The 21,823-nt window shown below is 74.4% G+C and carries 23 protein-coding genes; 10 read left to right on the top strand and 13 right to left on the bottom strand.

What is annotated here, in order from left to right:
- Positions 1-60 precede the first annotated feature (60 nt).
- The 3 genes from KLI87_RS23765 to KLI87_RS23775 are packed head-to-tail and all read left to right on the top strand — an operon-like array spanning position 61 to position 3,001.
- Complete coding sequence (locus KLI87_RS23765; protein ID WP_214618751.1) at positions 61-1,215, top strand: lytic transglycosylase domain-containing protein; 1,155 nt, start codon at positions 61-63, stop codon at positions 1,213-1,215.
- A gap of 47 nt (positions 1,216-1,262) precedes the next feature.
- Positions 1,263-2,195 carry a ferrochelatase gene (locus KLI87_RS23770; protein ID WP_214618752.1) on the top strand — a complete coding sequence of 311 codons (933 nt, stop codon included), beginning with the start codon at positions 1,263-1,265 and terminating at the stop codon, positions 2,193-2,195.
- Positions 2,192-3,001: an inositol monophosphatase family protein gene (locus KLI87_RS23775; protein WP_214618753.1), complete on the top strand. Its 810-nt coding sequence runs from the start codon at positions 2,192-2,194 to the stop codon at positions 2,999-3,001. The genes KLI87_RS23770 and KLI87_RS23775 overlap by 4 nt, the downstream gene beginning before the upstream one ends.
- A 67-nt stretch (positions 3,002-3,068) precedes the next feature.
- Here the strand turns inward: KLI87_RS23775 and KLI87_RS23780 are convergent, their stop codons facing one another.
- Positions 3,069-3,245, bottom strand: a complete 177-nt coding sequence (locus KLI87_RS23780; protein WP_173390660.1) for a hypothetical protein — start codon at positions 3,243-3,245, stop codon at positions 3,069-3,071.
- Between the two features lie 204 nt (positions 3,246-3,449).
- Here KLI87_RS23780 and KLI87_RS23785 point away from each other — a divergent pair, with 204 nt between their 5' ends.
- Both KLI87_RS23785 and KLI87_RS23790 read left to right on the top strand, forming a co-directional pair.
- A complete protein-coding gene (locus KLI87_RS23785) occupies positions 3,450-4,103 on the top strand; it encodes a response regulator transcription factor (RefSeq protein WP_214618754.1) in 654 nt (217 codons plus the stop codon).
- Positions 4,100-5,560 carry an ATP-binding protein gene (locus KLI87_RS23790; RefSeq protein WP_308166141.1) on the top strand — a complete coding sequence of 487 codons (1,461 nt, stop codon included), beginning with the start codon at positions 4,100-4,102 and terminating at the stop codon, positions 5,558-5,560. Before KLI87_RS23785 ends, KLI87_RS23790 begins: the two co-directional genes overlap by 4 nt.
- A gap of 28 nt (positions 5,561-5,588) precedes the next feature.
- On the opposite strand, the gene KLI87_RS23795 is transcribed toward KLI87_RS23790, so the two are convergent.
- Together KLI87_RS23795 and KLI87_RS23800 are read right to left on the bottom strand one after the other, a co-directional pair.
- Positions 5,589-8,384, bottom strand: coding sequence for an ABC transporter substrate-binding protein (locus KLI87_RS23795; RefSeq protein ID WP_214618755.1), 2,796 nt, complete (start codon positions 8,382-8,384; stop codon positions 5,589-5,591).
- A 74-nt stretch (positions 8,385-8,458) separates the two neighbouring features.
- Positions 8,459-10,144 (bottom strand): serine/threonine-protein kinase, encoded by a 1,686-nt coding sequence (locus KLI87_RS23800; protein WP_156215014.1) that lies wholly within the window; start codon positions 10,142-10,144, stop codon positions 8,459-8,461.
- A 578-nt stretch (positions 10,145-10,722) separates the two neighbouring features.
- Here KLI87_RS23800 and KLI87_RS23805 point away from each other — a divergent pair.
- Together KLI87_RS23805 and KLI87_RS23810 are read left to right on the top strand one after the other, a co-directional pair.
- On the top strand, positions 10,723-11,019 hold the full coding sequence (locus tag KLI87_RS23805; protein WP_156215015.1) for a DUF4193 domain-containing protein: 297 nt from the start codon (positions 10,723-10,725) through the stop codon (positions 11,017-11,019).
- 14 nt (positions 11,020-11,033) lie between these two features.
- The gene (locus KLI87_RS23810) at positions 11,034-11,864 is read left to right on the top strand and encodes a hypothetical protein (protein ID WP_308166142.1); all 831 of its coding nucleotides are present in this window, start codon (positions 11,034-11,036) and stop codon (positions 11,862-11,864) included.
- Positions 11,865-11,970: 106 nt separating this feature from the next.
- Here the strand turns inward: KLI87_RS23810 and KLI87_RS23815 are convergent, their stop codons facing one another.
- The gene (locus tag KLI87_RS23815) at positions 11,971-12,258 is read right to left on the bottom strand and encodes a DUF4235 domain-containing protein (protein WP_156215016.1); all 288 of its coding nucleotides are present in this window, start codon (positions 12,256-12,258) and stop codon (positions 11,971-11,973) included.
- 136 nt (positions 12,259-12,394) lie between these two features.
- Between KLI87_RS23815 and valS the strand changes: the two genes are divergently transcribed.
- Positions 12,395-14,914, top strand: a complete 2,520-nt coding sequence (gene valS, locus KLI87_RS23820) for a valine--tRNA ligase (protein WP_156215017.1) — start codon at positions 12,395-12,397, stop codon at positions 14,912-14,914.
- Between the two features lie 22 nt (positions 14,915-14,936).
- Here valS and KLI87_RS23825 read toward each other — a convergent pair whose 3' ends face one another.
- The 3 genes from KLI87_RS23825 to KLI87_RS23835 form a co-directional block, all read right to left on the bottom strand.
- Complete coding sequence (locus KLI87_RS23825) at positions 14,937-16,220, bottom strand: cytochrome P450 (RefSeq protein ID WP_214618756.1); 1,284 nt, start codon at positions 16,218-16,220, stop codon at positions 14,937-14,939.
- A gap of 66 nt (positions 16,221-16,286) precedes the next feature.
- Positions 16,287-16,982, bottom strand: coding sequence for a YidC/Oxa1 family membrane protein insertase (locus KLI87_RS23830; RefSeq protein WP_214618757.1), 696 nt, complete (start codon positions 16,980-16,982; stop codon positions 16,287-16,289).
- Between the two features lie 47 nt (positions 16,983-17,029).
- The gene (locus KLI87_RS23835; protein ID WP_214619132.1) at positions 17,030-17,359 is read right to left on the bottom strand and encodes a DUF6412 domain-containing protein; all 330 of its coding nucleotides are present in this window, start codon (positions 17,357-17,359) and stop codon (positions 17,030-17,032) included.
- A gap of 268 nt (positions 17,360-17,627) precedes the next feature.
- Between KLI87_RS23835 and KLI87_RS23840 the strand changes: the two genes are divergently transcribed.
- Entirely contained in the window at positions 17,628-18,050 is a 423-nt protein-coding gene (locus KLI87_RS23840; RefSeq protein WP_214618758.1) for a hypothetical protein, read from the top strand.
- A gap of 56 nt (positions 18,051-18,106) precedes the next feature.
- On the opposite strand, the gene KLI87_RS23845 is transcribed toward KLI87_RS23840, so the two are convergent.
- The 6 genes from KLI87_RS23845 to KLI87_RS23870 are packed head-to-tail and all read right to left on the bottom strand — an operon-like array spanning position 18,107 to position 21,066.
- A complete protein-coding gene (locus tag KLI87_RS23845; RefSeq protein WP_214618759.1) occupies positions 18,107-18,631 on the bottom strand; it encodes a hypothetical protein in 525 nt (174 codons plus the stop codon).
- Between the two features lie 48 nt (positions 18,632-18,679).
- Positions 18,680-18,838: a hypothetical protein gene (locus KLI87_RS23850; RefSeq protein ID WP_214618760.1), complete on the bottom strand. Its 159-nt coding sequence runs from the start codon at positions 18,836-18,838 to the stop codon at positions 18,680-18,682.
- Positions 18,826-19,374, bottom strand: a complete 549-nt coding sequence (locus tag KLI87_RS23855; protein WP_214618761.1) for a hypothetical protein — start codon at positions 19,372-19,374, stop codon at positions 18,826-18,828. The genes KLI87_RS23850 and KLI87_RS23855 overlap by 13 nt, the downstream gene beginning before the upstream one ends.
- Entirely contained in the window at positions 19,371-19,832 is a 462-nt protein-coding gene (locus KLI87_RS23860) for a hypothetical protein (RefSeq protein WP_214618762.1), read from the bottom strand. Before KLI87_RS23860 ends, KLI87_RS23855 begins: the two co-directional genes overlap by 4 nt.
- Complete coding sequence (locus KLI87_RS23865; RefSeq protein WP_214618763.1) at positions 19,829-20,359, bottom strand: MauE/DoxX family redox-associated membrane protein; 531 nt, start codon at positions 20,357-20,359, stop codon at positions 19,829-19,831. The genes KLI87_RS23860 and KLI87_RS23865 overlap by 4 nt, the downstream gene beginning before the upstream one ends.
- Positions 20,356-21,066 carry a hypothetical protein gene (locus KLI87_RS23870; protein ID WP_214618764.1) on the bottom strand — a complete coding sequence of 237 codons (711 nt, stop codon included), beginning with the start codon at positions 21,064-21,066 and terminating at the stop codon, positions 20,356-20,358. Before KLI87_RS23870 ends, KLI87_RS23865 begins: the two co-directional genes overlap by 4 nt.
- Before the next feature lie 253 nt (positions 21,067-21,319).
- Between KLI87_RS23870 and dut the strand changes: the two genes are divergently transcribed.
- Positions 21,320-21,823, top strand: a complete 504-nt coding sequence (gene dut, locus KLI87_RS23875; protein WP_242886543.1) for a dUTP diphosphatase — start codon at positions 21,320-21,322, stop codon at positions 21,821-21,823.

Raw genomic sequence — 21,823 nt, forward strand, 5'->3', positions numbered from 1 at the left:
GATCACGTTACCTGGGGGGAAGAAGTGAAAAGACAGGTAACCCACCCGTAGCGATCCTCGTTGGGACATGTTGTGGCTCCTCCACCAGCACCGCGCGGCAGGGCGCGTGCCGCCGTCGCGGCCATCGCCCTGCTCGCCGTGGCCACCGCGTCCGGCGGGCTGTACGCCGCGCTGACCTTCGAGGACGACAACCCGGTCCGCGCGGGCGCGCCCCGGGGCGAGGTGTCGCCCGGCGGCCCCGGCGGGCCGGTGAACGTGGCCGAGGGCGGCCAGGTGGCGCCGCTGCGCCGGGTCGTCCCGCCGGACGTGCTGGCGGTCGCGCGCAAGCCGATCTCCCCCGTCCAGGTCGCGAAGGTCACGAGGATCTCCGGGGTCCGGGACGTGGTGGCGGTCTCGGGCGGCGCCGTCCAGCTCCAGGGGCGGCAGGTGAACGCGCTCGCGGTCGACCCGTCCTCGTTCCGGTCGTGGACGCCGCCGGGCACCGCGAAGAAGACCGACCTGTGGTCGGCGCTGGAGGGCGGCCAGTTCGCGGTGTCCCCGTCCGCCGCCGACCAGCTCCGGCTCAGCCGGGGCTTCCCGTACCCGGTCGTGGCCCGCACGGTGCCGACGCTGACGATGGGCGGCTCGGGCCAGTTCGGCCTGCCCGGCATCGACATGCTGGTCGGACGGGACGCCGGGGCGCGGATGGGCCTCGTCCCCGACATCGCGGTGCTGGTCAACGCGCCCGGCGCCGACCCCGCCAAGGTCGCCGCCGCGGTGACCGGGCTCCTCGGGCGCGGCACGAACGTGGTGAACCTGCACGAGGGGAGGTACCGGACGTCCGGCGACGGCGGCCGCCCCGGCAGCTACCTGGACCTGTACCGGCAGGCGGCGCGGAGCTGCCGCGGCCTGTCCTGGACCGTGCTCGCCGCGATCGGCCAGGTCGAGAGCGACCACGGGCGCGACGCCGGGCCGTCGAGCGCGGGCGCGCTCGGCCCGATGCAGTTCCTCCCGGCGACCTGGCGCGCCTACGGCGTGGACGGCGACGGCGACGGCAAGGCCGACATCACGAACCCCTTCGACGCCGTCCCGGGCGCGGCCAAGTACCTGTGCGCGAACGGCGCGGGCGGGGGAGGGGAGCGGCTCTACCGGGCGGTGTGGCAGTACAACCACGCCGACTGGTACGTGCGGAAGGTGCTCGGCCTCGCCAGGGCCTACGAGGCGCGCTACCGCTGATCGCCCCCGGGCGGGGGCATCGGCGGAGGGCTGGTTGGATGGGGGACATGACGTCGTATGACGCGTTGCTTCTGCTGTCCTTCGGGGGGCCGGAGGGGCCCGATGACGTGATCCCCTTCCTGGAGAACGTGACGCGGGGGCGGAACATCCCCCGCGCGCGCCTGGAGAAGGTCGGGGAGAACTACTACCGGTTTGGCGGTGTCAGCCCCATCAACCGGCTCTGCCGGGACCTCAAGGCCGCGATCGAGGCCGACTTCGCCGCCCACGGCGTGGACCTCCCGGTCTACTGGGGGAACCGCAACTGGACGCCCTACCTCGCCGACACCGTCCGGCGGATGAAGGCCGACGGGATCACGCGGGCGGCGGCGTTCGTCACCTCCGCCTACAGCGGCTACTCCACCAACGACCAGTACCTTGAGGACATCGCCCGCGCCCGCGAGGAGGTCCCGGGCGCCCCCGCGATCGACAAGCTGCCCGCCTACAGCGGCCGGCCCGGCTTCCTCGACCCGTTCGCGGACGCCGCCAGGGACGCCCTCGGCCGCCTCCCCGGCGGCGCGCGGCTGGTGTTCACCGCGCACAGCGTCCCCCTCTCCCAGCCCAACCGCGAGCTGTACGTCGCGGAGCTGGAGGAGGCCGCGCGCGCGGTCGCGGAGAGGGCCGCCCCGGGGACGCCCTTCGACCTCGTCTACCAGAGCCGCAGCGGGCCGCCGGGCCAGCCCTGGCTCGAACCGCAGATCGACGACCACCTGGACAAGCTTCACGGCGACGGGGTCCGCGCGGTCGCCGTCGTGCCGATCGGCTTCGTGTCCGACCACATGGAGGTCGTGTACGACCTCGACGTGGAGGCCGCCGAGCGCGCCGAGGCCCTCGGCCTCGCGTTCGCCCGTGCCGCCACGCCGGGCACCGACCCGCGCTTCGCGGCGCTGCCCCGCGAACTGCTGGCCGGGTCGCCGCACACAGGGACGGGGGAGCGGCCATGAGCCTGGCCGAGGAACTGCTGGAGCTGGCCACCGCGACCGCGCGGGAGGCCGGCCGGATGCTGGTCGACAAGCGGCCCCTGGAGGGGCCGGACGTCGTCCAGACCAAGTCGAGCCCCACCGACGTCGTCACCCAGATGGACCGCGCCGCCGAGTCCCTGATCATCGACCGGATCACGGCGGCGCGCCCCGACGACGGGTTCCTGGGGGAGGAGGGCGGCACCCGGGAGGGCGCCAGCGGCGTCCGCTGGGTGATCGACCCGATCGACGGCACCGTCAACTACCTCTACGACCTGCCGGACTGGGCCGTCAGCATCGCGGCCGAGTCCGGCGGCGTCACGCTCGCGGGCGCCGTGGTGCTGCCGCGCCGCGGCGAGACCTACACCGCCGCGCGCGGCGCCGGGGCCCTGCTGCACGGCCCGTCCGGGACGCGGAAGCTCCGCGTGAGCCCCTCGGTGCCGCTGGAGCGGGCGCTGGTGGCGACCGGGTTCGGCTACTCGGCGGCCCGCCGCGCGAGCCAGGCGCGGGTGCTCACCGGGGTGCTGCCCGCGGTCCGCGACATCCGCCGGGGCGGGTCCTGCTGCGTGGACCTGTGCGCTCTGGCCGCCGGACGGGTCGACGCCTACTACGAGCGCGGCGTCCAGGAGTGGGACACGGCCGCCGGGGCGCTGATCGTCCAGGAGGCGGGCGGGCGGGTGGAGGGCCTGCGCGGCGCCCCGGCCGGCCCGGAGCTGACGATCGCCGCCGGCCCCGGCACCTTCGAGGACCTCCACGCCCTCCTGGCGGGCCTCGACCCCCTCAGGGACTGAGCCCCGGAGACGCTGAGAGCCCGGGGCCACGACCCCGGGCTCCAGATGAATCGCTGGGCGTTTCGCGTCAGTCGCAGCTTGGAGCTTCCACGCCGATATCGTTGTTCGCTGCGATCCGGCGCAGTTCGTTGATCTCCTCCTGGCGGATGTCCACCAGGTAGGTGTCGCCATCTGCGTGGGCGCTGCGCAATGACGCGTACGCGTCGTCGAGGCGCTGGTGGATCATGCGTGACAACTCGCCCATGGGCCTCCTCCCGGATCGTGCCCGAGCCCTACCCAGCCTTAGGCTGAAGGTAAACCTGCTCGCCGATGCAATTTTCGCGGATCCTTGCGCCGAGCCTAGGCGGGGTCGCGGACGGCGGTCTGAACGGGTGCTTACGGGCGTCTTACGGGCTCCGTGGCATACCTGGATCCCGGGGCGGAGGCGCCCCGGCCGGAGGGGGACGCAGTGCGTGTTCTAGTCGTCGAGGACGAGCGGGTGCTCGCCGACGCCATCGCCACCGGCCTGCGCAGGGAGGCGCTGGCCGTGGACGTCGCCTATGACGGCGGCGGGGCGCTGGAGCGGGCCGGCGTCAACGAGTACGACGTGATCGTCCTCGACCGCGACCTGCCGAAGGTGCACGGCGACGACGTGTGCAAGCAGCTCGTGTCGCGCCGCTACCCGGCGCGGATCATCATGCTGACGGCGGCGGGCGAGCTGGACGACCGGGTCGAGGGCCTGTCCATCGGCGCCGACGACTACCTGGCCAAGCCGTTCGCGTTCGCCGAGCTGATCGCCCGGGTGCGGGCCCTCGGCCGGCGCGCCGCCGCGCCGCTGCCGCCGGTGCTGGAGCGCGCCGGGATCACCCTCGACCCGGCCCGCCGCGAGGTGCACCGCGACGCGCGCCCGGTGGAGCTGACCCGCAAGGAGTTCGCCGTGCTGGAGGTGCTGCTGAGCGCGGACGGGGCGGTCGTCAGCTCCGAGCAGCTCCTGGAGAAGGCGTGGGACGAGCACATCGACCCCTTCACCAACGTCGTGCGCGTCACGATGATGACGCTGCGCAAGAAGCTGGGCGACCCGCCGGTGATCGAGACCGTGCCCGGCGTGGGGTACCGGCTGTGAGCCCCGGCTCCGCGCCCCGAGGCCGCCCCGAGGAGCCGGACGAGACGCCCGGCGCGTCCGTCCCCGGGGCCGGCCCCGAGCCCTTCCCCGAGGCCGCCTCGCCCGCCGCCGAGCCCAACAGGGGCGAGCCCGGCAAGGGCGCCCCGGAGCGGCCGGAACCGAACACCTCCCGCGCCGACGAGGCGTCCGGTGACGACCATGTCGCGGGCGCCGGGCACACGCGGGCGGCCCCGCCCGGCGGACGGCGCGGGCAGCCGTGGCGGCGGCCGGGCCCGCAGCAGTTCCCGCAGCCGAGCCAGGGCGCCAAGGGCGTGTGGCGCACCGAGGGCGGCTCGTTCGCGACCGACCTGAAGGCGCTGCCGAGCCGGATGAGCGTCCGGCTGCGGCTGACGCTGCTGTACGGGCTGCTGTTCTTCATGGCGGGCGCGCTGCTGCTGTTCGTGATGTCGATCCTCGTCGCCAACATCCTCGGCGGCGTCAAGGTCGTCGGGTTCGGGATCAACGACCCGGAGACGGCCGCCGAGGTGCAGCACCAGTTCGTCGAGCAGACGATGAAGCAGCTCGTCGGGCGGTCGCTGGTCGCGCTCGGCGGGGTCGGGATCATCACGCTCGTGCTCGGCTACTTCGTCGCCGACCGGGCGCTCAGCCCGCTCCAGCGGGTCACCGCGACGGCGCGCCGCCTGTCGGAGAGCACCCTGCACGAGCGGATCGCGCTGGAGGGCCCCGACGATGAGATCAAGGAGCTGGCCGACACCTTCGACGCGATGCTGGAGCGGCTCGGGCAGGCGTTCGACTCCCAGCGAAGATTCGTCGCCAACGCCTCGCACGAGCTGCGGACCCCGCTCGCGATCAACCGGACGCTGCTGGAGGTCGCGCTCGGCGACCCCGAGGTGTCCGACGACCTGCGCGCGGTCGGCCGGACGCTGCTGGCCACCAACGCCCGGCACGAGCGGCTCATCGAGGGGCTGCTGCTGCTCGCCCGCAGCGAGCGGGAGCTGACCACCCGCACCCCCGTCGACCTCGCCGAGGTCGCCGCGACCGTGCTGGAGCACTCCGCGCGCCGCGACCACGACAACGACGTGTCCGTCCACCCGGAGCTGACGTCGGGGACGGCGCTCGGCGACCCGGTGCTGCTGGAGCACCTGGTGTCCAACCTCGTCGAGAACGCGGTCAAGCACAACGAGGACGTCGGCGAGCTGTGGATCCGCACCGGCCTGCTGGAGGGCTGGGCCACCGTCCAGGTCGAGAACACCGGGCCCGCCGTCCCCGCCTACGAGGTGGAGCGGCTGTTCGAGCCGTTCCGGCGGCTGAACGCCGACCGCGTCGAGTCCGCCAAGGGCGCGGGACTCGGGCTCTCGATCGTCCGCTCGGTGGTGCTCGCGCACCGGGGCGCGGTGTACGCGGCGCCGCGTCCGGGCGGCGGGCTGATCGTCACCGTCCGCCTGCCGCCCGGCTGACCCGCCCGCCCGGCCCGCCTTCCGGGTTCTACTTGAGGGCGGCGGTCGCGAGGGTCGGGTCGCCGTCGAAGTCGAGCTCCAGCCCCACGTACCTGTCGCTGCGCTGGGCGGCGCGTCCGAGCTCGGCGAGGGGGATCAGCGCCATGTCGTCCAGCGCGACCTTCTCGGCCTGCTTGTAGAGGTCGGCCCGCGGCCCCTCCGGGACGGTCCGCACCGCCCGGTACATCAGGTCGTCGAAGCGGGTGTTCTTGTAGCCGGCGAGGTTGTAGAAGGAGTTCTCCTCCGTGGCGACCCCCGTGCTGCCCAGCAGGCTCCACAGCATCGTGTAGGGCGTCGGGTAGTCGGGCGACCAGGCGAAGAACGCCAGGCCCGACGCGTCCTTCGCGACGACGTTCTTGCGGTAGGCCGAGAAGTCCGAGGACCGCTGCTCGATCTCCCAGCCGAGCGTCCGCTCCAGCTGGGCGGCGACGACCGTCCCGAGGCGCTGGTAGGCGGGCAGGTTCTGCATGTAGAGGCGGACCTTCGTCCCCGGCTTCAGCCCCGCCCGCGCCGCGAGCTCCTTGGCCTTCGCGGGATCGGAGGCGTCGCAGGACGGGCACACCCCCGGCTTCCCGAACCCGGGCAGCGCCGCCGGCACCACCCCGTGCGCCGGGCGGCTCACCCCGCCGAGCGCCTTGCCGATCTCGTCGCGGTCGAGGGCGTAGGACACCGCGAGCCGCGCCTCCCTGGACGACATCGCGCCCCGCGCGGTGATCGGCACCAGCATCCGCGCGGACGGCAGGAACCGCGTGGTCACGTTGGGCTGCCCCGCGGCCACCGGGTCGTCGTTGCCGAGCGGGCTCCACCCGACCTGGCCCGCGGCGAAGGCCGCGCGCCCGGCGGCGGTGTCGGAGTCCAGCCGGACGGTCACCTGGTCGAGCCGCGCCTGCCCGAAGGCCCACGCGGTGTTGCGGGCCAGCGTGACCGACCTGCCCTTGGCGTAGGAGGCGACCTTGAACGGGCCGTTGCCGACGGGCTCCATGTTGTAGGTCGCGTTGTCGGCCTTGCCCGCGCTCACCGGGACGGGCGCGAACACCGGATCGGCGAGCCGCGCGGGGAAGTCGCAGTTCGGCGAGGTCAGCGTGACCACGAGGCCGCCGCCGCCGGTGACCTTGACCCCCGAGAACTCCGCCGCCTTGCCCGCCGAGACCAGCGCGTACCCGTCGATGTCGGCCATCAGCAGCGGCGAGTCCCCGGTCGTGACCGAGGCGGCGCGGGCCCAGCCGCGCGCGAACGCCTGCGCGTCGACCGGCGTGCCGTCGCTGAACCGCGTCCCCTCCTTGAGGGCGATCGTCCACGTCTTGCAGGTCGCGTCGGGCTGGACCGAGAGCGCGAGCCGGTTGCGGACGCTGCCGTCGGTGGCCGTCTCGGTCAGGCCGGTGAACAGCTGCTTTCCCAGGAAGCGCGCGGTGCCCGAGATGCTGTGCGAGGGGTCGATCTCCGAGCCGGTGCCGAGATCGCCGCGGGCGGCCACGGCCAGGGTGCCGCCCGTCCGCCCGAGCGGGGCGGGGTCGCGGTCGCCGTCGCCGCTCATCCGCACGGCGATCACCGTGCCGGTGACGACCAGCGCGACCAGCGCCGCGCCGCCCGCCCCGGCGAGCACGCCGATGCCGCGCCGCCGCTTCCCGCCGCCCGCCCTGTTCGGCTTGCGCGGGGACGGGTCTCCGAAGGGCGAGGTCGGCCCGCCGGAGGACGCCCCGTTCGACGGCCACGTGGGCCCGCCGGGCACCTGCCCCTGGAGCCCCGGCGCGGGCGCCATCGCCGGGACGTGCGGCGCCATCACCGGTGCGGGCCCCGGGGGAGGAGGCGGGAACGGCGGCGGCAGCGGTGCGGGCGGGGCGTGCGACCCCGCCGACAGCCCCGCCGACAGCCCCGCCGACTCGGCGGCGGCCTCGGCGCCCTGGTTGAGGATCGTGGTGTCGTGGGGCTCCCCGGCGTCCCCGGTCCCGGACGCGGCGCCCGGCTCCGGCAGGCTCCCCGCGAGCCGCAGCAGGTACGCCAGGACGTGCTGCGACTGCGGCCGCAGCGCCGGGTCCTTGGCGAGGCACCCGGCGACGAGCCCGCGCAGCGGCTCGGCGAGCGCCCCGAGGTCGGGCGGCATGTTGAGGATGCGGTGCATCACCGCGGGGATCGAGTCCTGCCCGAACGCCGGGCGCCCCGACGAGGCGTAGGCCATCGTCGCCGCCCACGCCCACACGTCCGCGGGCGGCCCGACCCGGGCGCCGGAGATCTGCTCGGGGGACATGTAGGCGGGGGTGCCGATGGCGGTGCTCGACAGCGTGCCGGTGGCGTCCAGCGCCCGCGCGATCCCGAAGTCGATCACGCGCGGGCCGTCCGGGGCGAGCAGCACGTTGGCGGGCTTGAAGTCGCGGTGCACGACCCCGGCCTGGTGGATCGCGGCGAGCGCGGTCATCGTGCCGATCGCGACGCGGTCCAGGTCGGCGCCGGCGCGCGGGCCCTCGGCCGCGAGCACCTCCGACAGCGAGGGGCCGTCGATGAACTCGCTGACGATGTAGGGCCGGTCGCCCTCCACGTCGGAGTCCAGGACGCGGGCGGTGCAGAACGGCGAGACGCGCTTGGCCACCGCCACCTCGGCCGCGAACCGGGACCGGGCCTTGGCGTCGCCGCTGAACCGCGCGTGCAGCAGCTTCACCGCGACGCGGTGGCCCGGTTCGTCCTCGGCGAGGAACACCGTCCCCTGCCCGCCCTCGCCGAGCAGGCCGGTCAGCCGGTAGGGCCCGAGATGGGCCGGATCACCCGCGCGGAGAGGGGCGACCTCTGCCATCTGTGTCCTTTCCGGTGGCCGCTACCTGGGTCCCCCGGCCCGCCGTGGGACGTTCCCACGGCGGGCCGGCCCCGTCACGACTTGCTGACGTACCCGTACGCGGACGCGCTGGCGTCGGACCGGTTCGTCCGCCACTCCCACCGCACCGACGAGCTGCCGGACTGGATGAAGGTGATGTAGCCCGGCGCGCACTGCGACGTGGACATCCCCGACATCGGGGTCTCCTGGTACTCGACCCGGCTGCTGCTCTCGCTGCCCGACAGCAGCGAGAGCCGCGTGATGCAGGTGGGGGTGCTGGTGTAGGTGTAGCGGGCGGTGCCGAAGGTGCGCAGCAGCGCGAACCGCACCTGGAAGCTCGACCGGCCCGTCCCGGCGCCCGGCTGGAGGCCGGTGCCCGAGTAGGTGCCGAGCAGCCCGCCCGTCGAGGACGGCGACGGCAGGTCGGTGCTGGTGGAGGTGGGGAAGCCGGTGCCGGGCGAGTAGGTCGGGTAGAACGGGTCGGCCTTGTCGTCGTCCCCGGCCGCGACGACCACGATGACCACGATCACGACGATCACGATCAGCGCGAGCACGCCGCAGCCGATCGCGATGACCGGCCCGGCGCTGGAGCGGCGCGGCGGCGCCCCGTAGGAGGGGGGCGGCGGCATCGCGCCGCCGCCGATCGGCGGCGGCGGGCCGGGCGCGTTCGGCATCCCGCCGCCCTGGTACATCGGCATCGGCGGGGGAGTGATCGGCTGCGGCGGCGGGGTGTGCGGCCCCGGCATCGGCCCCTGGTGCATCGCCCCCTGGTTCATCGGCATCGGGGGCGGGGTGATCGGCTGCGGCGGCGGCGTGTGCCGCGCGGGCGGCACCGGCGGCGGCGCGGGCAGCTGCGCGGCGATCCGGGTGCCCTGGTTGAGCAGGTCCTCCTGGCCCGCACCCGGGTTCGCGGGCGCGGCGCCGACGTGGCCGAGCAGGTGCAGCAGCAGCTGCGCGGCGGGCGGCCGCAGGCCCGCGTCCTTGGACAGGCAGCGCCCGATCAGGTCGCGGAGCGTTCCGGCGGGCAGCGCCGACAGGTCCGGCTCCTCGTTGAGGATCCGGTTGATGATGACCGGCAGCGTGTCGGCCTCGAAGGGGGACTGCCCGGTGGCGGCGAACACCATGGTCGCGGCCCAGGCGAAGATGTCCACGGCCGGGGTGAGCGGGGCGCCGGTGAGCTGCTCGGGCGCGAGGTAGCCGGGGGTGCCGACGACCATCCCGGTGGCGGTGACCGCGCTCTCCTGCGAGTTCACCGTCCGGGCGATGCCGAAGTCGACGACGCGCGGGCCGTCGGAGGCGAGCATGACGTTGTTGGGCTTGAAGTCGCGGTGGACGATCCCGGCCTCGTGGATCGCCGCGAGCGCCGTCACCGTGCCGATCGCCAGCCGCTCCAGCTCGGCGGCGCCGCGCGGCCCGTTGTGCGCGACGACGTCGTGCAGCGAGGGGCCGTCGATGAACTCGCTGACGACGTAGGGCTGGTCGCCCTGGACGTCGGCCTCCAGGACGCGGGCCGTGCAGAAGGGCTCGACCTTCTGCGCCGCCGACACCTCGCGGGTGAACCGGGCGCGCGCCGCCGGGTCGTTCGCCATCTGGGCGTGCAGCAGTTTGACGGCGACATAGCCGCCGTTCGGCGCCTTTCCGAGAAAGACGGCGCCCTGCCCCCCGGCGCCGAGCCGTCCGACGACCTCGTACTGTCCCAGTGCCCTAGGATCGCCTGGCTCCAGCGGAGCGGCATCCGGCATCTGACCCTCCAGTGACCCGCGGTGATGTTCCGCGATAGTGTGCGCCGGACCCCGCCGTGGGGTCGCGTCCGACGATCGCCGGACGGCCCCCGCTGGGGGCCCGCCCCCAAACCTCAGGCGGGCACGATATCGCGTTAGTTCAGACGTTTCACCGACGTGTCCGGTTCAGACGCCGACCGGTCGTCTTCGGGGGTGTGCGGGCGGAGCCGCCCCGGGGGCGCCGCCGGGCCGCCGTCCGGCCGCCGCCGGGGCCGCGCCGGGCCGACCGGGAGCGGGGGTGCCGGGTCGGCGCGCACGGGCGGCGCGGGACCGATATGATCCCCGCCGCCGCCGTGTCGCGGTGGGCGCCCCTGTGCGGGAACGATGCGGTGACAATCTGCCGGGTATGTGACAGAAGACACAGTATGAGGAAGAGCTCCGGGTGATAGGTGTCACTCGTGGGAACGGTCGCGCCTCGTGTGTCGCAGGTCACCAACCGTGACAGAATTTCCCGCCCGGATCGGGCACAAGAACGGTCCCCCGAGCGTTAGTTCCGCGCGACGGGGCGCATAAAGCACTGAGGGGGATGGAGATAGAAGATGGCGACCGACTACGACAGCCCACGCAAGACAGACGACGACCTGAACGAGGACAGCCTCCAGGAGCTCCAGGCGCGGCGGGCCGACAAGGCCGCCAGCATCATCGACGAGGACCTGGACGCCGGTGAGGTCGCCGAGCTGCCCGGCGCCGACCTGTCGAACGAGGAACTCACCTTCCGGGTGGTTCCTCGGCAGGCGGACGAGTTCACCTGCACGCGCTGCTTCCTGGTGCACCACCGGAGCCAGTTGGCCACCGAGAAGAACGGCCGGCCGATCTGCCGCGAGTGCGCCGCCTGACCGGGAGCGGCCAGGTGACACGGGATTCGCGGCGACGCGACGACGACGGGGTGGAGCCGGTGCACGGCGCCGGCTCCACCGAGATCGGCGAGCTCATCGGGAGGCTCGCCGGCGATGACGACATGGACCGCGAGACCCGCGGCCGCCTCCTCGGGCGACTGGCACGGCTACTCGGCCAGAACGCCCGCAGGATGGGCGCCGCGGGGTTCGCGCGCGGGCGCGTGCTCGCCGACCTGCTGACCGCGGCGGCGCCGCACATCCCGATCCGCGACCTCGCGACCCTTCAGGAGCACCACCGCGGGCTGATGGGCGAGGAGCTCGCCGACCGCCTGGTCAAGGTGGCCGGCAACGCCACCACCGCCGTCGGCGCCGCGGGCGGCGCGCTCGCGGCGGTCGAGTTCGCCGCCCCGCCGCTGCTGCTGACCGCCCCCGCCCAACTCGCCGCCGAGACCCTCGTGGTCGCCGCGATCGAGGTCAAGATGATCGCCGAGCTGCACGAGGTCTACGGCGTCCAGGTCCAGGGCTCGGGCACCGCGCGCGGCGCGGCGTTCCTCACCTCCTGGGCCCGGCAGCGCGGCATCAACCCCCTGGAGGCCGGCTCGCTCACCAGCGCGCTCGGCACCGCCGCGAAGTCGGCCCTGCGCAAACGGATGCTGCGCGTCCTCGGCCGCAGCCTGACCACGATGGGCCCGTTCCTCACCGGCGCCGCCGCCGGTGCCGCGCTCAACCGCGCGGCGACCAGGGCGCTGGCCGCGAAGGTCCGCAGCGACCTGCGCGGCTCCGTCCCCGCCCCGCCGCCGCCCCCGCTTCCGGGCGAGCGCCCCAACCTGAGGTCCGCCGACTAGGACGCCCGCACGCGCGGGCGTCCCCCTCGCCCGCGCGCCGCGCGTCCGCCCCCGCCGCCCGGCGGGGGCGGACGGCCGTCCCAGGTGGCCGTCTCGGGCGGCGGGCTCAGACGTCGATCTTCAGGTGGGACGGCAGCTCCCCGGTGCCCTTGGCCCACTGGCGCGCGGCGGCGCGGGTCGCCAGCAGCCGCGCCAGCTCCATCCCGACGCCCATCACCACGGCCCACCCGATGGCCTCGGCCAGCGCCACGTCGGGCGACTCGGGGTTGGTCGGCGGCTCCTTGCCCGTGCTCTTCTTCCAGGCCAGCGTGATGGCCTTCTTCGCGACGAAGCCCCCCGCGAAGGCCGCGGCGCCGGCCATCACCCGATAGCCGATGTCGCCCTTGTCCGCCATGATCGTCCTCCAGTCGTCCGGTCTCGTCCGACGCTACCGGAACACCTCGTTCCGGGGGTGCCGGGCGCCGTTCGGCGGCGCCCCGCGACGCCGCTCGACCACGTGCGCGGGCCGGCGATGTCAATACCATTGGCGCATGACAGAGCAGCCGCGTACCCCGAGCGTCCCTTCCAAGCCCTCCCTGGACGGCCTGGAGGACAAGTGGGTACGCGCCTGGGAGGAGGGCGGCCTCTACCGCTTCGACCGCACCAGGCCGCGCGCCGAGGTGTACTCGATCGACACCCCGCCGCCCACCGTCAGCGGTTCCCTCCATGTCGGCCACGTCTTCTCCTACACCCACACCGACGCCGTCGCCCGTTTCCACCGCATGCGCGGTCGGGCGGTCTTCTACCCGATGGGCTGGGACGATAACGGCCTGCCCACCGAACGGCGCGTGCAGAACCACTTCGGCGTGCGGTGCGACCCCTCGCTGCCCTACGACCCGGATTTCGAACCGCCCGCCGAGCCCGACGCCAAGCGCCAGCTCCCGGTGTCGCGGCGCAACTTCATCGAGCTGTGCGAGCGGCTCACCGCGGTCGACGAGAAGGCGTTCGAGGAGATGTGGCGCCGCGTCGGCCTGTCGGTCGACTGGGGCCTGCTCTACACCACGATCGGCGACGCCTCCCGGGCGGCGTCGCAGCGCGCGTTCCTGCGGAACCTGGCGCGCGGCGAGGCCTACGTCTCGGAGGCGCCGACGCTGTGGGACGTGACGTTCCGCACCGCCGTCGCCCAGGCCGAGCTGGAGGACCGCGAGCAGCCCGGGGCCTTCCACCGGATCCGCTTCCACGGCGCGGAGCGCCCGGTCTACATCGAGACGACGCGTCCCGAACTGCTGCCCGCGTGCGTGGCGCTGGTCGCGCACCCCGACGACGAGCGCTACCGGGAGCTGTTCGGCACGACCGTCCGCACGCCGCTGTTCGGCGTGGAGGTCCCGGTCCTCGCGCACCGGCTGGCCGAGCCGGACAAGGGCTCGGGCATCGCGATGATCTGCACGTTCGGCGACGTCACCGACGTCACGTGGTGGCGCGAGTTGAACCTGCCGACCCGCGCGGTCATCGGCTGGGACGGGCGGCTGGCCGCCGACCCGCCCGAGGGCGTCGCGGCCGGGCCCTACGCCGAGCTGGCGGGCAGGACGGTGTTCTCGGCCAAGGAGCGCGTCGTCGCGATGCTGCGCGAGTCCGGAGACCTGGACGGCGAGCCCCGCGCGGTCAGCCGCCCGGTGAAGTTCTACGAGAAGGGCAGCCGGCCGCTGGAGATCGTCACGACCCGCCAGTGGTACATCCGCAACGGCGGGCGCGACGCGGGGACGCGCGCCGAGATGCTCGCGCGCGGCCGGGAGCTGGCCTGGCACCCGGGCTACATGCGCGCCCGCTACGAGAACTGGGTCGAGGGCCTGAACGGCGACTGGCTGATCTCCCGGCAGCGGTTCTTCGGCGTGCCGATCCCGGTCTGGTACCGGCTGGACGAGGCGGGCGAACCCCTTCACGGCGAGCCGATCGTCCCGCCGGAGGACGCGCTGCCCGTCGACCCGTCCTCGGACGCCCCGCCCGGCTTCACCGAGGACCAGCGCGGCAGGCCCGGCGGCTTCGCCGGCGACCCCGACGTGATGGACACCTGGGCGACCTCGTCGCTGACCCCGCAGATCGCGGGCGGCTGGGAGCGCGACCCCGACCTGTTCGCGCGCGTCTTCCCCTACAGCCTGCGCCCGCAGGCGCACGACATCATCCGGACGTGGCTGTTCTCCACGGTCGTCCGCTCGCACCTGGAGCACGGGACGCTGCCGTGGGCGGGCACCGCGCTGTCGGGCTGGATCCTCGACCCCGACCGCAAGAAGATGTCGAAGTCCAAGGGCAACGTGGTCACCCCGATCGACCTGCTGCGCGAGTACGGGTCCGACGCCGTGCGGTACTGGTCGGCGAACGGCAGGCCGGGCACCGACACCGCGTTCGACACCGGCCAGATCAAGGTCGGCCGGCGGCTCGCCATCAAGATCCTCAACGCGTCCAAGTTCGTGCTCGGCCTCGGCGAGGCGGGCGAGGGGGCGGCGGTCACCGAGCCGCTCGACCGGGCGATGCTCGCGGCGCTGGCCGGGGTCGTGAAGGAGGCGACGGAGGCGTTCGAGGGCTACGACTACGCCCGCGCCCTGGAGCGCACCGAGCGGTTCTTCTGGGAGTTCTGCGACGACTACCTGGAGCTGGTCAAGGCCCGCGCCTACGGGGAGGGGCCCGAGGCGCGGTCGGGGCGCGCGGCCCTGCGCGCCGCGCTGTCGGTGCTGCTGCGGCTGTTCGCGCCCGTCCTGCCGTTCGTGACCGAGGAGGTCTGGTCGTGGTGGCGGACGGGTTCGGTGCACACCGCGTCCTGGCCGGTCCCCGCGGAGCTGCCGCCGGGCGGCGACCCGTCCGTGCTGGCCGCGACGGGGGAGGCGCTGCGCCAGGTCCGCAAGGCCAAGTCGGAGGCGCGGGCCTCGATGCGCGCGGACGTCTCGCGCGCCGTCGTGCGCGGCGCCGAGGTGACCCGGATCGCGCGTCCCGACCTCGCCGCCGCCGGACGCATCGCCGAGCTGACGCTGGAGGACGCGCCCGCCGACCTGACCGTCGAGGTGACGCTCGCCCACTGACCCGCGCGGGCGGCCTCGCGCGTCAGAACGTGAAGGGCAGGTGCTTGACCCCGTTGATGAAGTTGGAGTAGAGCGGGTCGGGCCGCCCGGCGGCGCGGATCCCGGGGACGCGGGTGAACAGCTCGCGGAACATCACCGTGATCTCGCGCCGCGCCAGGTTGGCGCCGAGGCAGAAGTGCGGCCCCGGCCCGCCGAACCCGACGTGCGGATTGGGCGAGCGCGTGATGTCGAAGGCGTCGGGGTCCTCGAACACCTCCGCGTCCCGGTTCGCGGAGTTGTAGAACAGCAGGACCTTGTCGCCCTTCCGGTAGTGGTGGCCGTTCATGACGTGGTGGCGGGCGACCGTCCGGCGGAACTGGATGACGGGGGTCGCCATCCGGACGACCTCCTCCACCGCCCCCGGGATCCGCGCGTCGAAGTCCTCCATGAGCAGTTCCCGCTGCCCGGGGTTGTCGGTGAACAGCGTCAGCCCGTGCGCGATCGCGTTCCGCGTCGTCTCGTTCCCGGCGACCACCAGGAGGATGAAGAACGAGCCGATCTCCTGGTCGGTCAGCGTCTCCCCGTCCGCGTTCGCCGCCACCAGCGCGGACACGAGGTCGTCGCCGGGGTCCGCGCGCCGCCGCCGCGCCAGCCTCATCGCGAGGTGGTTCAACTCGTATCCGGCCGCCATCGTCGCGAGCAGCCCGTAGAGCACCCCGGTCCGGGTGATCCCGTCGCGGTTGAAGTCCTTGCCGCTGGTGTACTCGGGGTCGCCGACCCCGAGGATGGTGTTCGTCCGGTGGTACACCATCGGCCGCGCCCGCTCGGGGATCCCCATCATGTCGCAGATGACCTGGACGGGGAGTCTCGCGGCGACGTCGGTGACGAAGTCGCCGGGGCCGTCGCGGAGCACGCCGTCCACGATCCGGGTGGCGCTGGCCTGGAGGTCGGTCTCCAGCTTGGCGAGCACCCTCGGCGTGAACGCCCGCGACACGATCCGCCGGATCCCGGCGTGCCGCGGGTCGTCCATGTTGATCATCGAGCCGAAGTAGCGGGCCATGTAGCGGGGGAGGTCGGCGATGCTGGTGGAGGCCGGCTCGCTGCTGAACACCTCCGGCGTCCGGCTGGCCTCCACCACGTCCGCGTGCCTGGTCAGCGCGTAGTAGCCGCGCCCGTTCCGGACGAACGGCATCTCCAACTCGCGGAAGAACGCCGGGTGCCCCCGCTCGCGGAGCCGCGCGAACGCCTCCAGCCGCGCCTCGGGCGGCCGTGACCAGAACCCGAGGTCGGAGAGGTCGATCTCCGCCGCGTCCCGCGCAACCGCCACGCCGCACCGTCCCCCAGAGACGTCGCCTTCCCACCATGCAACCGATCGCCCGGACCCCCGTCAAGCTCACATGGCGACGGCCGCGCGGCGGCGCAGGACGGCGCGCTCCGCGGCCGTCCAGGTGCCGGACGTCAGCAGGTACAGGCCCGCCGCGAGCGGGACGAACGCCGCGAACACCACGGTTCCGAACGGCAGCACCCGCGTCACCGTCGCCATCGGCCCCTCGGCGGTCACCCGCCGCGACGTCCATGTGGCCACGGCCGCGAGCAGCACGAACAGCCCCGCGAACACCAGCGAGTGCGGGGCGAGCAGCCCGCCGCCGAGGAGCCCCACCCAGGTCTGTCCCAGCGGCGCGCCGAGCAGCGTGTGCGCGAGCAGGAGGTTCTGGTGCCCGGCGACCGTCGCCGAGACGAACAGCCGGTACAGGACCATGAAGACCGGCCACTGCGCGAACATCGGCAGGCAGCCCGCGGCGGGCGCCACGCCCTCGTCGCGGTAGAGCGCGGCGGTCTCCGCGCGCAGCCGCCGCGGGTCCTTCGCGTGCTTCTTCTGGAGCGCCCGCAGTTGGGGGAGGAGCCTCTCCCGGGCGCGCTCGCCCCGGGCGGCGGCGATCGCGAGCGGCAGCATCACCAGCCGTGCGGCCGCGGTGAAGACGATGATGGCGGCGGCGGTGGACGAGGCGCCCGCGAGGGGGCGCAGCGCCTCCGCGAGGCCGGTGACGAGGTCGTGGGCAAGCGAAACGGGGGTGTCGAGCAGGAACATGGGGCCCTTCCGGAACGGGGGGAGACCTGGACAGCGTCGGGCCGCTCTCAGGCGGCCGCGCCGGCCGTTCCGGGGGCTCGCGGGCGGGGCCGTCCCGCCGCGTCGGGGTCGCGCTGGGGGAGGAACGCGGTGCGCAGGCTCCGGTCCCGCAGTGTCGTCCGCACCCGCGCGGGCGCGGTGCCGACGGCCAGGGCGCGCACCGCGAGGACGAGCAGCCCCGCCACCGTGAACGTCGCCAGGGCCAGCAGCGCGGGCTGCTCGGGCGCGGCTGTCAGCCCTTCGGCCAGGGCGAGCAGCGACAGCGGGACGGCGACCACCCACGCCAGGACCGCGCGGCCCCACCTGGGGACCCGCGCCTCGTCCCGCGCACCCGTCACGCCGCACCGCCCTCCGCTCGGCCCCATGCAACCGGCCCCCGACGTTCCGGTCAAGGAGGGACCGGTCCCCTGTCCGAGGCTGGTGCCCGAAATATGCATTTCTGGTCCTAAAAAGGCTGTCAACCCCCTATATCTAGGGATATGTCCGCCTGAGTTGGTTCCGCGATTCTCAGAGGCGCCCTGGGGGAAACGGCGGCGATGGGGAGCCCACGCTGCACGATCACCAGCCGGCGGTTCTTTCCCACGATCGACTCCGCAGGAGGAACGCATGCGTGCACGAGGAAAGATCACCACGACGGCGCTCATCGTTCTCACGGCCGCCGGGCTGGCGGCGACCACGGCCGCGGCCGCCCCGGAGGCGGGCGCGCCGGGCCCGAGCCGTGCGCAGGCGGCCAAGCCTGATCCGCGGGTCACCGGCACGGCCCAGAAGACGGGTGCGGCGGCGGGCATCGCCCAGACGAACTGCTACGGCGGGGTCAGCGACGGCGCCATCCTGGCCTGGCACGGGGCACCGGTGAACGCCTCGCAACCGGTCGTGGCGAGCGTGACCGAGGGGTTTCTCGGGGCGGAGTTCATCGGCGACGCCCGCCTGTCCATCGAGAACCTCCAGACCATGAAGGGCCTGATTCTCGTCCGGGTCCGCACCGGATGGGGTTCCCCGCTCAACGTCTGCCTGCATTTCGTCGGCTGACCTGGACGTCGTTGACCGGCGGGAGCCGCGCCATGGGGCGCGGCTCCCGCCCCGCGTCACATGAACAGAAGGGAGAAGGCGGCGAGGGACGCCGAAACCGCGATGACCCGGATGTGGGGGATTCGGGCGGCCACCGCGGCGGCGCGGGCGGGGTCGCGGGCCAGGTAGGTGAGGGCGGCGCTGAGGGCCCGCCCCGCGCCGAAGGCGGCGCCGGTGAGGACGGCGGCGGTGAGGGGGGCGCGGGCGAGCAGGAGGGCCAGGGCCAGGACGTAGGGGGCGCTGGACGGGACGTACGTGCGAACCCCCGTCCCCAGCTCGAAGCCGAACTGGAGCACGCCGCGCCACAGGTGCACGCGCAGCACCTCCTGCGGGATCTGCCGCGCGTTCTGGGGCAGGGGCAGGGAGAGGACGCCCAGCTCGCGGGCGACGCCGGCGGCGGCCACGGCCAGGATCACGGGCGTCCGGGCAGGCGGTGGCAGCGGCGAGGCCAGCCCGGACAGCGACCACAGGGCCAGGCCGCTGACCGTGCCCCCGAGCAGGAGCCCGAGGGTGAAGACGGCGAGGACGGCGTCCTGCCGCACCGGGGCCCGCCAGCCTGGCGAGAACAGCGCGGATTCGCTGTTGCGCGTTCAGACGCTGCCCGACAGCGCGTAACCGGCGAGGGCCCCGATCGAGGCCCAGCACAGGACGGACGCCTCCAGCGCCGCCGCCGCGACGGCGAGCAGGGCCAGGACGGCGGCGGGCGGGAACGGGGCGGCCAGGCCGCGGCGGGCCGTCAGTGTGCGCACGTCATCGCCTTGCGGCAGATGGTCTTGTACCAGTTGCCCTTCTTGGTCTTGTTCCAGCCGTCGTGGCAGCGCCAGGTGACGCCCTTGGCGCAGTTGCCGCATTTCTTCTTGTAGGCCCAGATCCAGCCGTCGTAGCCGCCGGTGTAGCACTCGTTGGGACGCAGCTTGAACCGGCCCGGGTCGGACGTCCCGGACCTGTGGAAGCCCTTGTACTTCCCGCTGGTCCGGCAGCACCACGCGCAGACGTAGCTGGGCCCGCAGCCGGGCGAGCAGTCGTGGTCGCGCGCGTAGGACGGGCAGCGCGGATAGATGTCGTAGTAGCCGGCCAGGCTGAACCCGGACGCGATGGCCTGGCGCGCGGGCGGGAACACGCCGAGCGCGTTGAGCCCGGCGGTGGCGCCCGCGGCGGCGAGCCCGGTCAGGAGGCCGCGCCGCGCGGGCCCGGCCTCCCGAGCGTGGGCGGCCCGGCGGCGCACGCGTCCGGCGCCCGCCGGACGAGGGCCGCGCAGCGTGGGGACGTCCTCGAACTCGATCATCGTGCGGCCTCCGGGGCGAGTTCACGCAGCGCGTCGGGGGAGCCGACGGGCTCGGACGCCCGGACCCGCCCGTCCTCCCCGACGAGGACGGCGAACGGCGTGGCCGGGACGCGGTAGTCGGCGAACAGCCCGTCCCGCTCGAAGGTGAGCACCGTGCCCGCGACGCGTGGGGCCTCGGGCGCGGGCCCGGCGAAGACCGCGTGCAGGGGGCCGTCGAGGTCCCCGGCGGCGGCGAGGACGTCCGCGCAGGCGCCGCAGTCGCGGTCGAGGAACAGCAGCAGCCCGGGGCCGAGCCGGTCGAACGCGGGCGCGCGGGCGCCCGCCGCCGGTCCGAGCGCGCCCGGCCCGCGCGCGCCCCCGCCCAGCGCGTGGACCCGCCGGACGAGCCCGGCGACGACCAGGGCGAGCAGGAGGATCGCCGCCCATGACAGGAGCAGCGCGCTGTCCTGGAAGCTCATCCGGGACTCCTCTCCTCGATCATGGCGTACGGGAGCGTCCAGAGGAGCACCGCGAAGCCCAGGCCCGCCGTGACGATGACGGACGTCTCGTATCCGGACGTCCCGCCCGGCAGGCCCCGGGCGGCGCCGGTGAGGGCGAGCGCGGCGAGGGCGGCGGCGCGGACGGCGATCCACCCGGTCATCGGCGCGCCGATGCCGGCCGAGCACCCGCAGGGGACGCCGCTCCGCGTCCGCGCGACGTAGGCCGCGTACAGCGCGTAGAGGGCGAGCAGCAGGGCGGACGCCAGGGACGAGGCGCGGAACGTTCCGTCCAGGGCCCGCAGCGCGGCGGCCGCGACGCAGGCGCCCGCCGCGGCCTCGACGGCGGTCACGAGCACCGCCAGCGGCCGGGAGAGTCCGGCGGGGAGCACGCCCTGGGCCCGCAGCGCCGACGCCAGCGCGCCCGGCCGCGCGGCGTGCCCGGCCGCCGAGCCGAGCAGGACGAGCGGCACCGCGACGGCCGCGATCCCGGCCGGCAGCGCGGTCACCGGACGACCTCCACCGCCAGCCGCGCCAGCAGCGCGGGGACCTCGCGCACCCGGTCCTCCTCGGGCAGGACGGTCACCAGCAGCGAATCCAGCGCCAGCAGGAAGTAGGGGCCCTGGCCCTCGACGGTGTCGCGGAACAGCTCGCCGCCCGCGACCGGCGCGCCCCGCCAGGACGGCAGCCGCCCGCGGGTCCGCGCGGTCAGCGCGGTGATCTCCAGGAGGCCGAGGCCGGGGATCTCCTTGGCCGCCTCGGCGGGCCCGGTGCGCCGGGCGCGGCCCCGGGTCTCGGCCGTGACGCCGTCCTCGTGCTCGGCCAGCCGGAGGGCGGCGAAGAACGCGACCGCGTCGGCGGGGCGGGCGTGGTAGAGGTGGGTGAACACCGCGTGCCGGCGCCCCTCCCACACGGCCGCGAGCATCGGGTCGGCCACGCCGGTGTCGGTGTCGGCGTCGCGGGAGCGGGCGCGCCCGACGCGCAGCCGCCCGCCCTGGACGCCGAACTCCTGGTCGAAGCCCTCGACGCCGACGTCCTCGGCCCAGGCCAGCGCGTCCGCGCGGGTGCCGCCGGAGATCTCGTGGAGGCGGCCGCCGGCCGCGACGCGCGCCACGCTGGTGCAGGGCCGGCGGAGGTCGTGCGGGCCCGCGATCCGGATCCGCACCCCGTCCAGTGAGCGGTGGGTGACCTCGGCGTCCGGTAAGTGTGCGCTCATGTCGATCCCCTGCCCCCTTCACGCGGGACGAGCGAGGAGTGACAGTGGCGACACTACGCGCGATGCGTCGATATAGGGAGAAACATGCCGGAAGTGGTCACGTCCGGGGAGCGCCCGGGGAGCGGGTAGGGTCACGCCGGGACGTGCGGCGTTTCAGCGGCGGCCGTCCCCGCGGCCCCCGGTAGTGTCGGGTGGCTCGCCGCGGGGTCCCGGCGGCGCTCCAGGCGGTGTTCCCGGCAAGGTGCTCCCGAGCGTGAGGTGGAACGTGGGCAAGGTCGATGTGCTGATCAAGCGGCTGGATCCCGAGCTGCCTCTGCCGGAGTACGCGCACCCGGGCGACGCGGGCGCCGACCTCGTCGCGGCCGTCGACGTCGAGCTGCCGCCGGGGGAGCGGGCCGTCGTGCCCACCGGGATGGCGATCGCGCTGCCGGACGGCTACGCCGCCTTCGTTCACCCGCGCTCCGGATTGGGCGCTAGGTTGGGGGTGACCATAGTGAACGCACCCGGGACGGTCGACGCCGGCTACCGGGGTGAGATCCAGGTGACCCTGCTGAACACCGACCCCCGCGCCACCGTCTCCCTGCGGCGCGGAGACCGGATCGCCCAGATGGTCGTCCAGCGGGTCGAACGGGCCGTGTTCCACGAGGTCGCAGAGCTTCCCGGCTCGGCGCGCGGCACCGGCGGATTCGGCTCCACCGGCGGATTCGGCGCCGCGGGCGGATTCGCGGATAATGAGCACAGTCGAGAAGGAGCGTGA

Source organism: Actinomadura sp. NEAU-AAG7, from assembly GCF_018603865.1.
Taxonomy (GTDB): Bacteria; Actinomycetota; Actinomycetes; order Streptosporangiales; family Streptosporangiaceae; genus Spirillospora; species Spirillospora litoris.

Excerpts from the sequence above, each read along its gene's own strand:
- KLI87_RS23795 (WP_214618755.1), bottom strand. The coding sequence starts at position 8,384 with ATGGCAGAGGTCGCCCCTCTCCGCGCGGGTGATCCGGCCCATCTCGGG.
- KLI87_RS23855 (WP_214618761.1), bottom strand. The coding sequence starts at position 19,374 with ATGATCGAGTTCGAGGACGTCCCCACGCTGCGCGGCCCTCGTCCGGCG.
- KLI87_RS23815 (WP_156215016.1), bottom strand. The coding sequence starts at position 12,258 with ATGGCGGACAAGGGCGACATCGGCTATCGGGTGATGGCCGGCGCCGCG.
- KLI87_RS23840 (WP_214618758.1), top strand. The coding sequence starts at position 17,628 with ATGCGTGCACGAGGAAAGATCACCACGACGGCGCTCATCGTTCTCACG.
- KLI87_RS23800 (WP_156215014.1), bottom strand. The coding sequence starts at position 10,144 with ATGCCGGATGCCGCTCCGCTGGAGCCAGGCGATCCTAGGGCACTGGGA.
- valS (WP_156215017.1), top strand. The coding sequence starts at position 12,395 with ATGACAGAGCAGCCGCGTACCCCGAGCGTCCCTTCCAAGCCCTCCCTG.
- KLI87_RS23780 (WP_173390660.1), bottom strand. The coding sequence starts at position 3,245 with ATGGGCGAGTTGTCACGCATGATCCACCAGCGCCTCGACGACGCGTAC.
- KLI87_RS23775 (WP_214618753.1), top strand. The coding sequence starts at position 2,192 with ATGAGCCTGGCCGAGGAACTGCTGGAGCTGGCCACCGCGACCGCGCGG.
- KLI87_RS23770 (WP_214618752.1), top strand. The coding sequence starts at position 1,263 with ATGACGTCGTATGACGCGTTGCTTCTGCTGTCCTTCGGGGGGCCGGAG.
- KLI87_RS23830 (WP_214618757.1), bottom strand. The coding sequence starts at position 16,982 with ATGTTCCTGCTCGACACCCCCGTTTCGCTTGCCCACGACCTCGTCACC.
- KLI87_RS23805 (WP_156215015.1), top strand. The coding sequence starts at position 10,723 with ATGGCGACCGACTACGACAGCCCACGCAAGACAGACGACGACCTGAAC.
- KLI87_RS23860 (WP_214618762.1), bottom strand. The coding sequence starts at position 19,832 with ATGAGCTTCCAGGACAGCGCGCTGCTCCTGTCATGGGCGGCGATCCTC.
- KLI87_RS23870 (WP_214618764.1), bottom strand. The coding sequence starts at position 21,066 with ATGAGCGCACACTTACCGGACGCCGAGGTCACCCACCGCTCACTGGAC.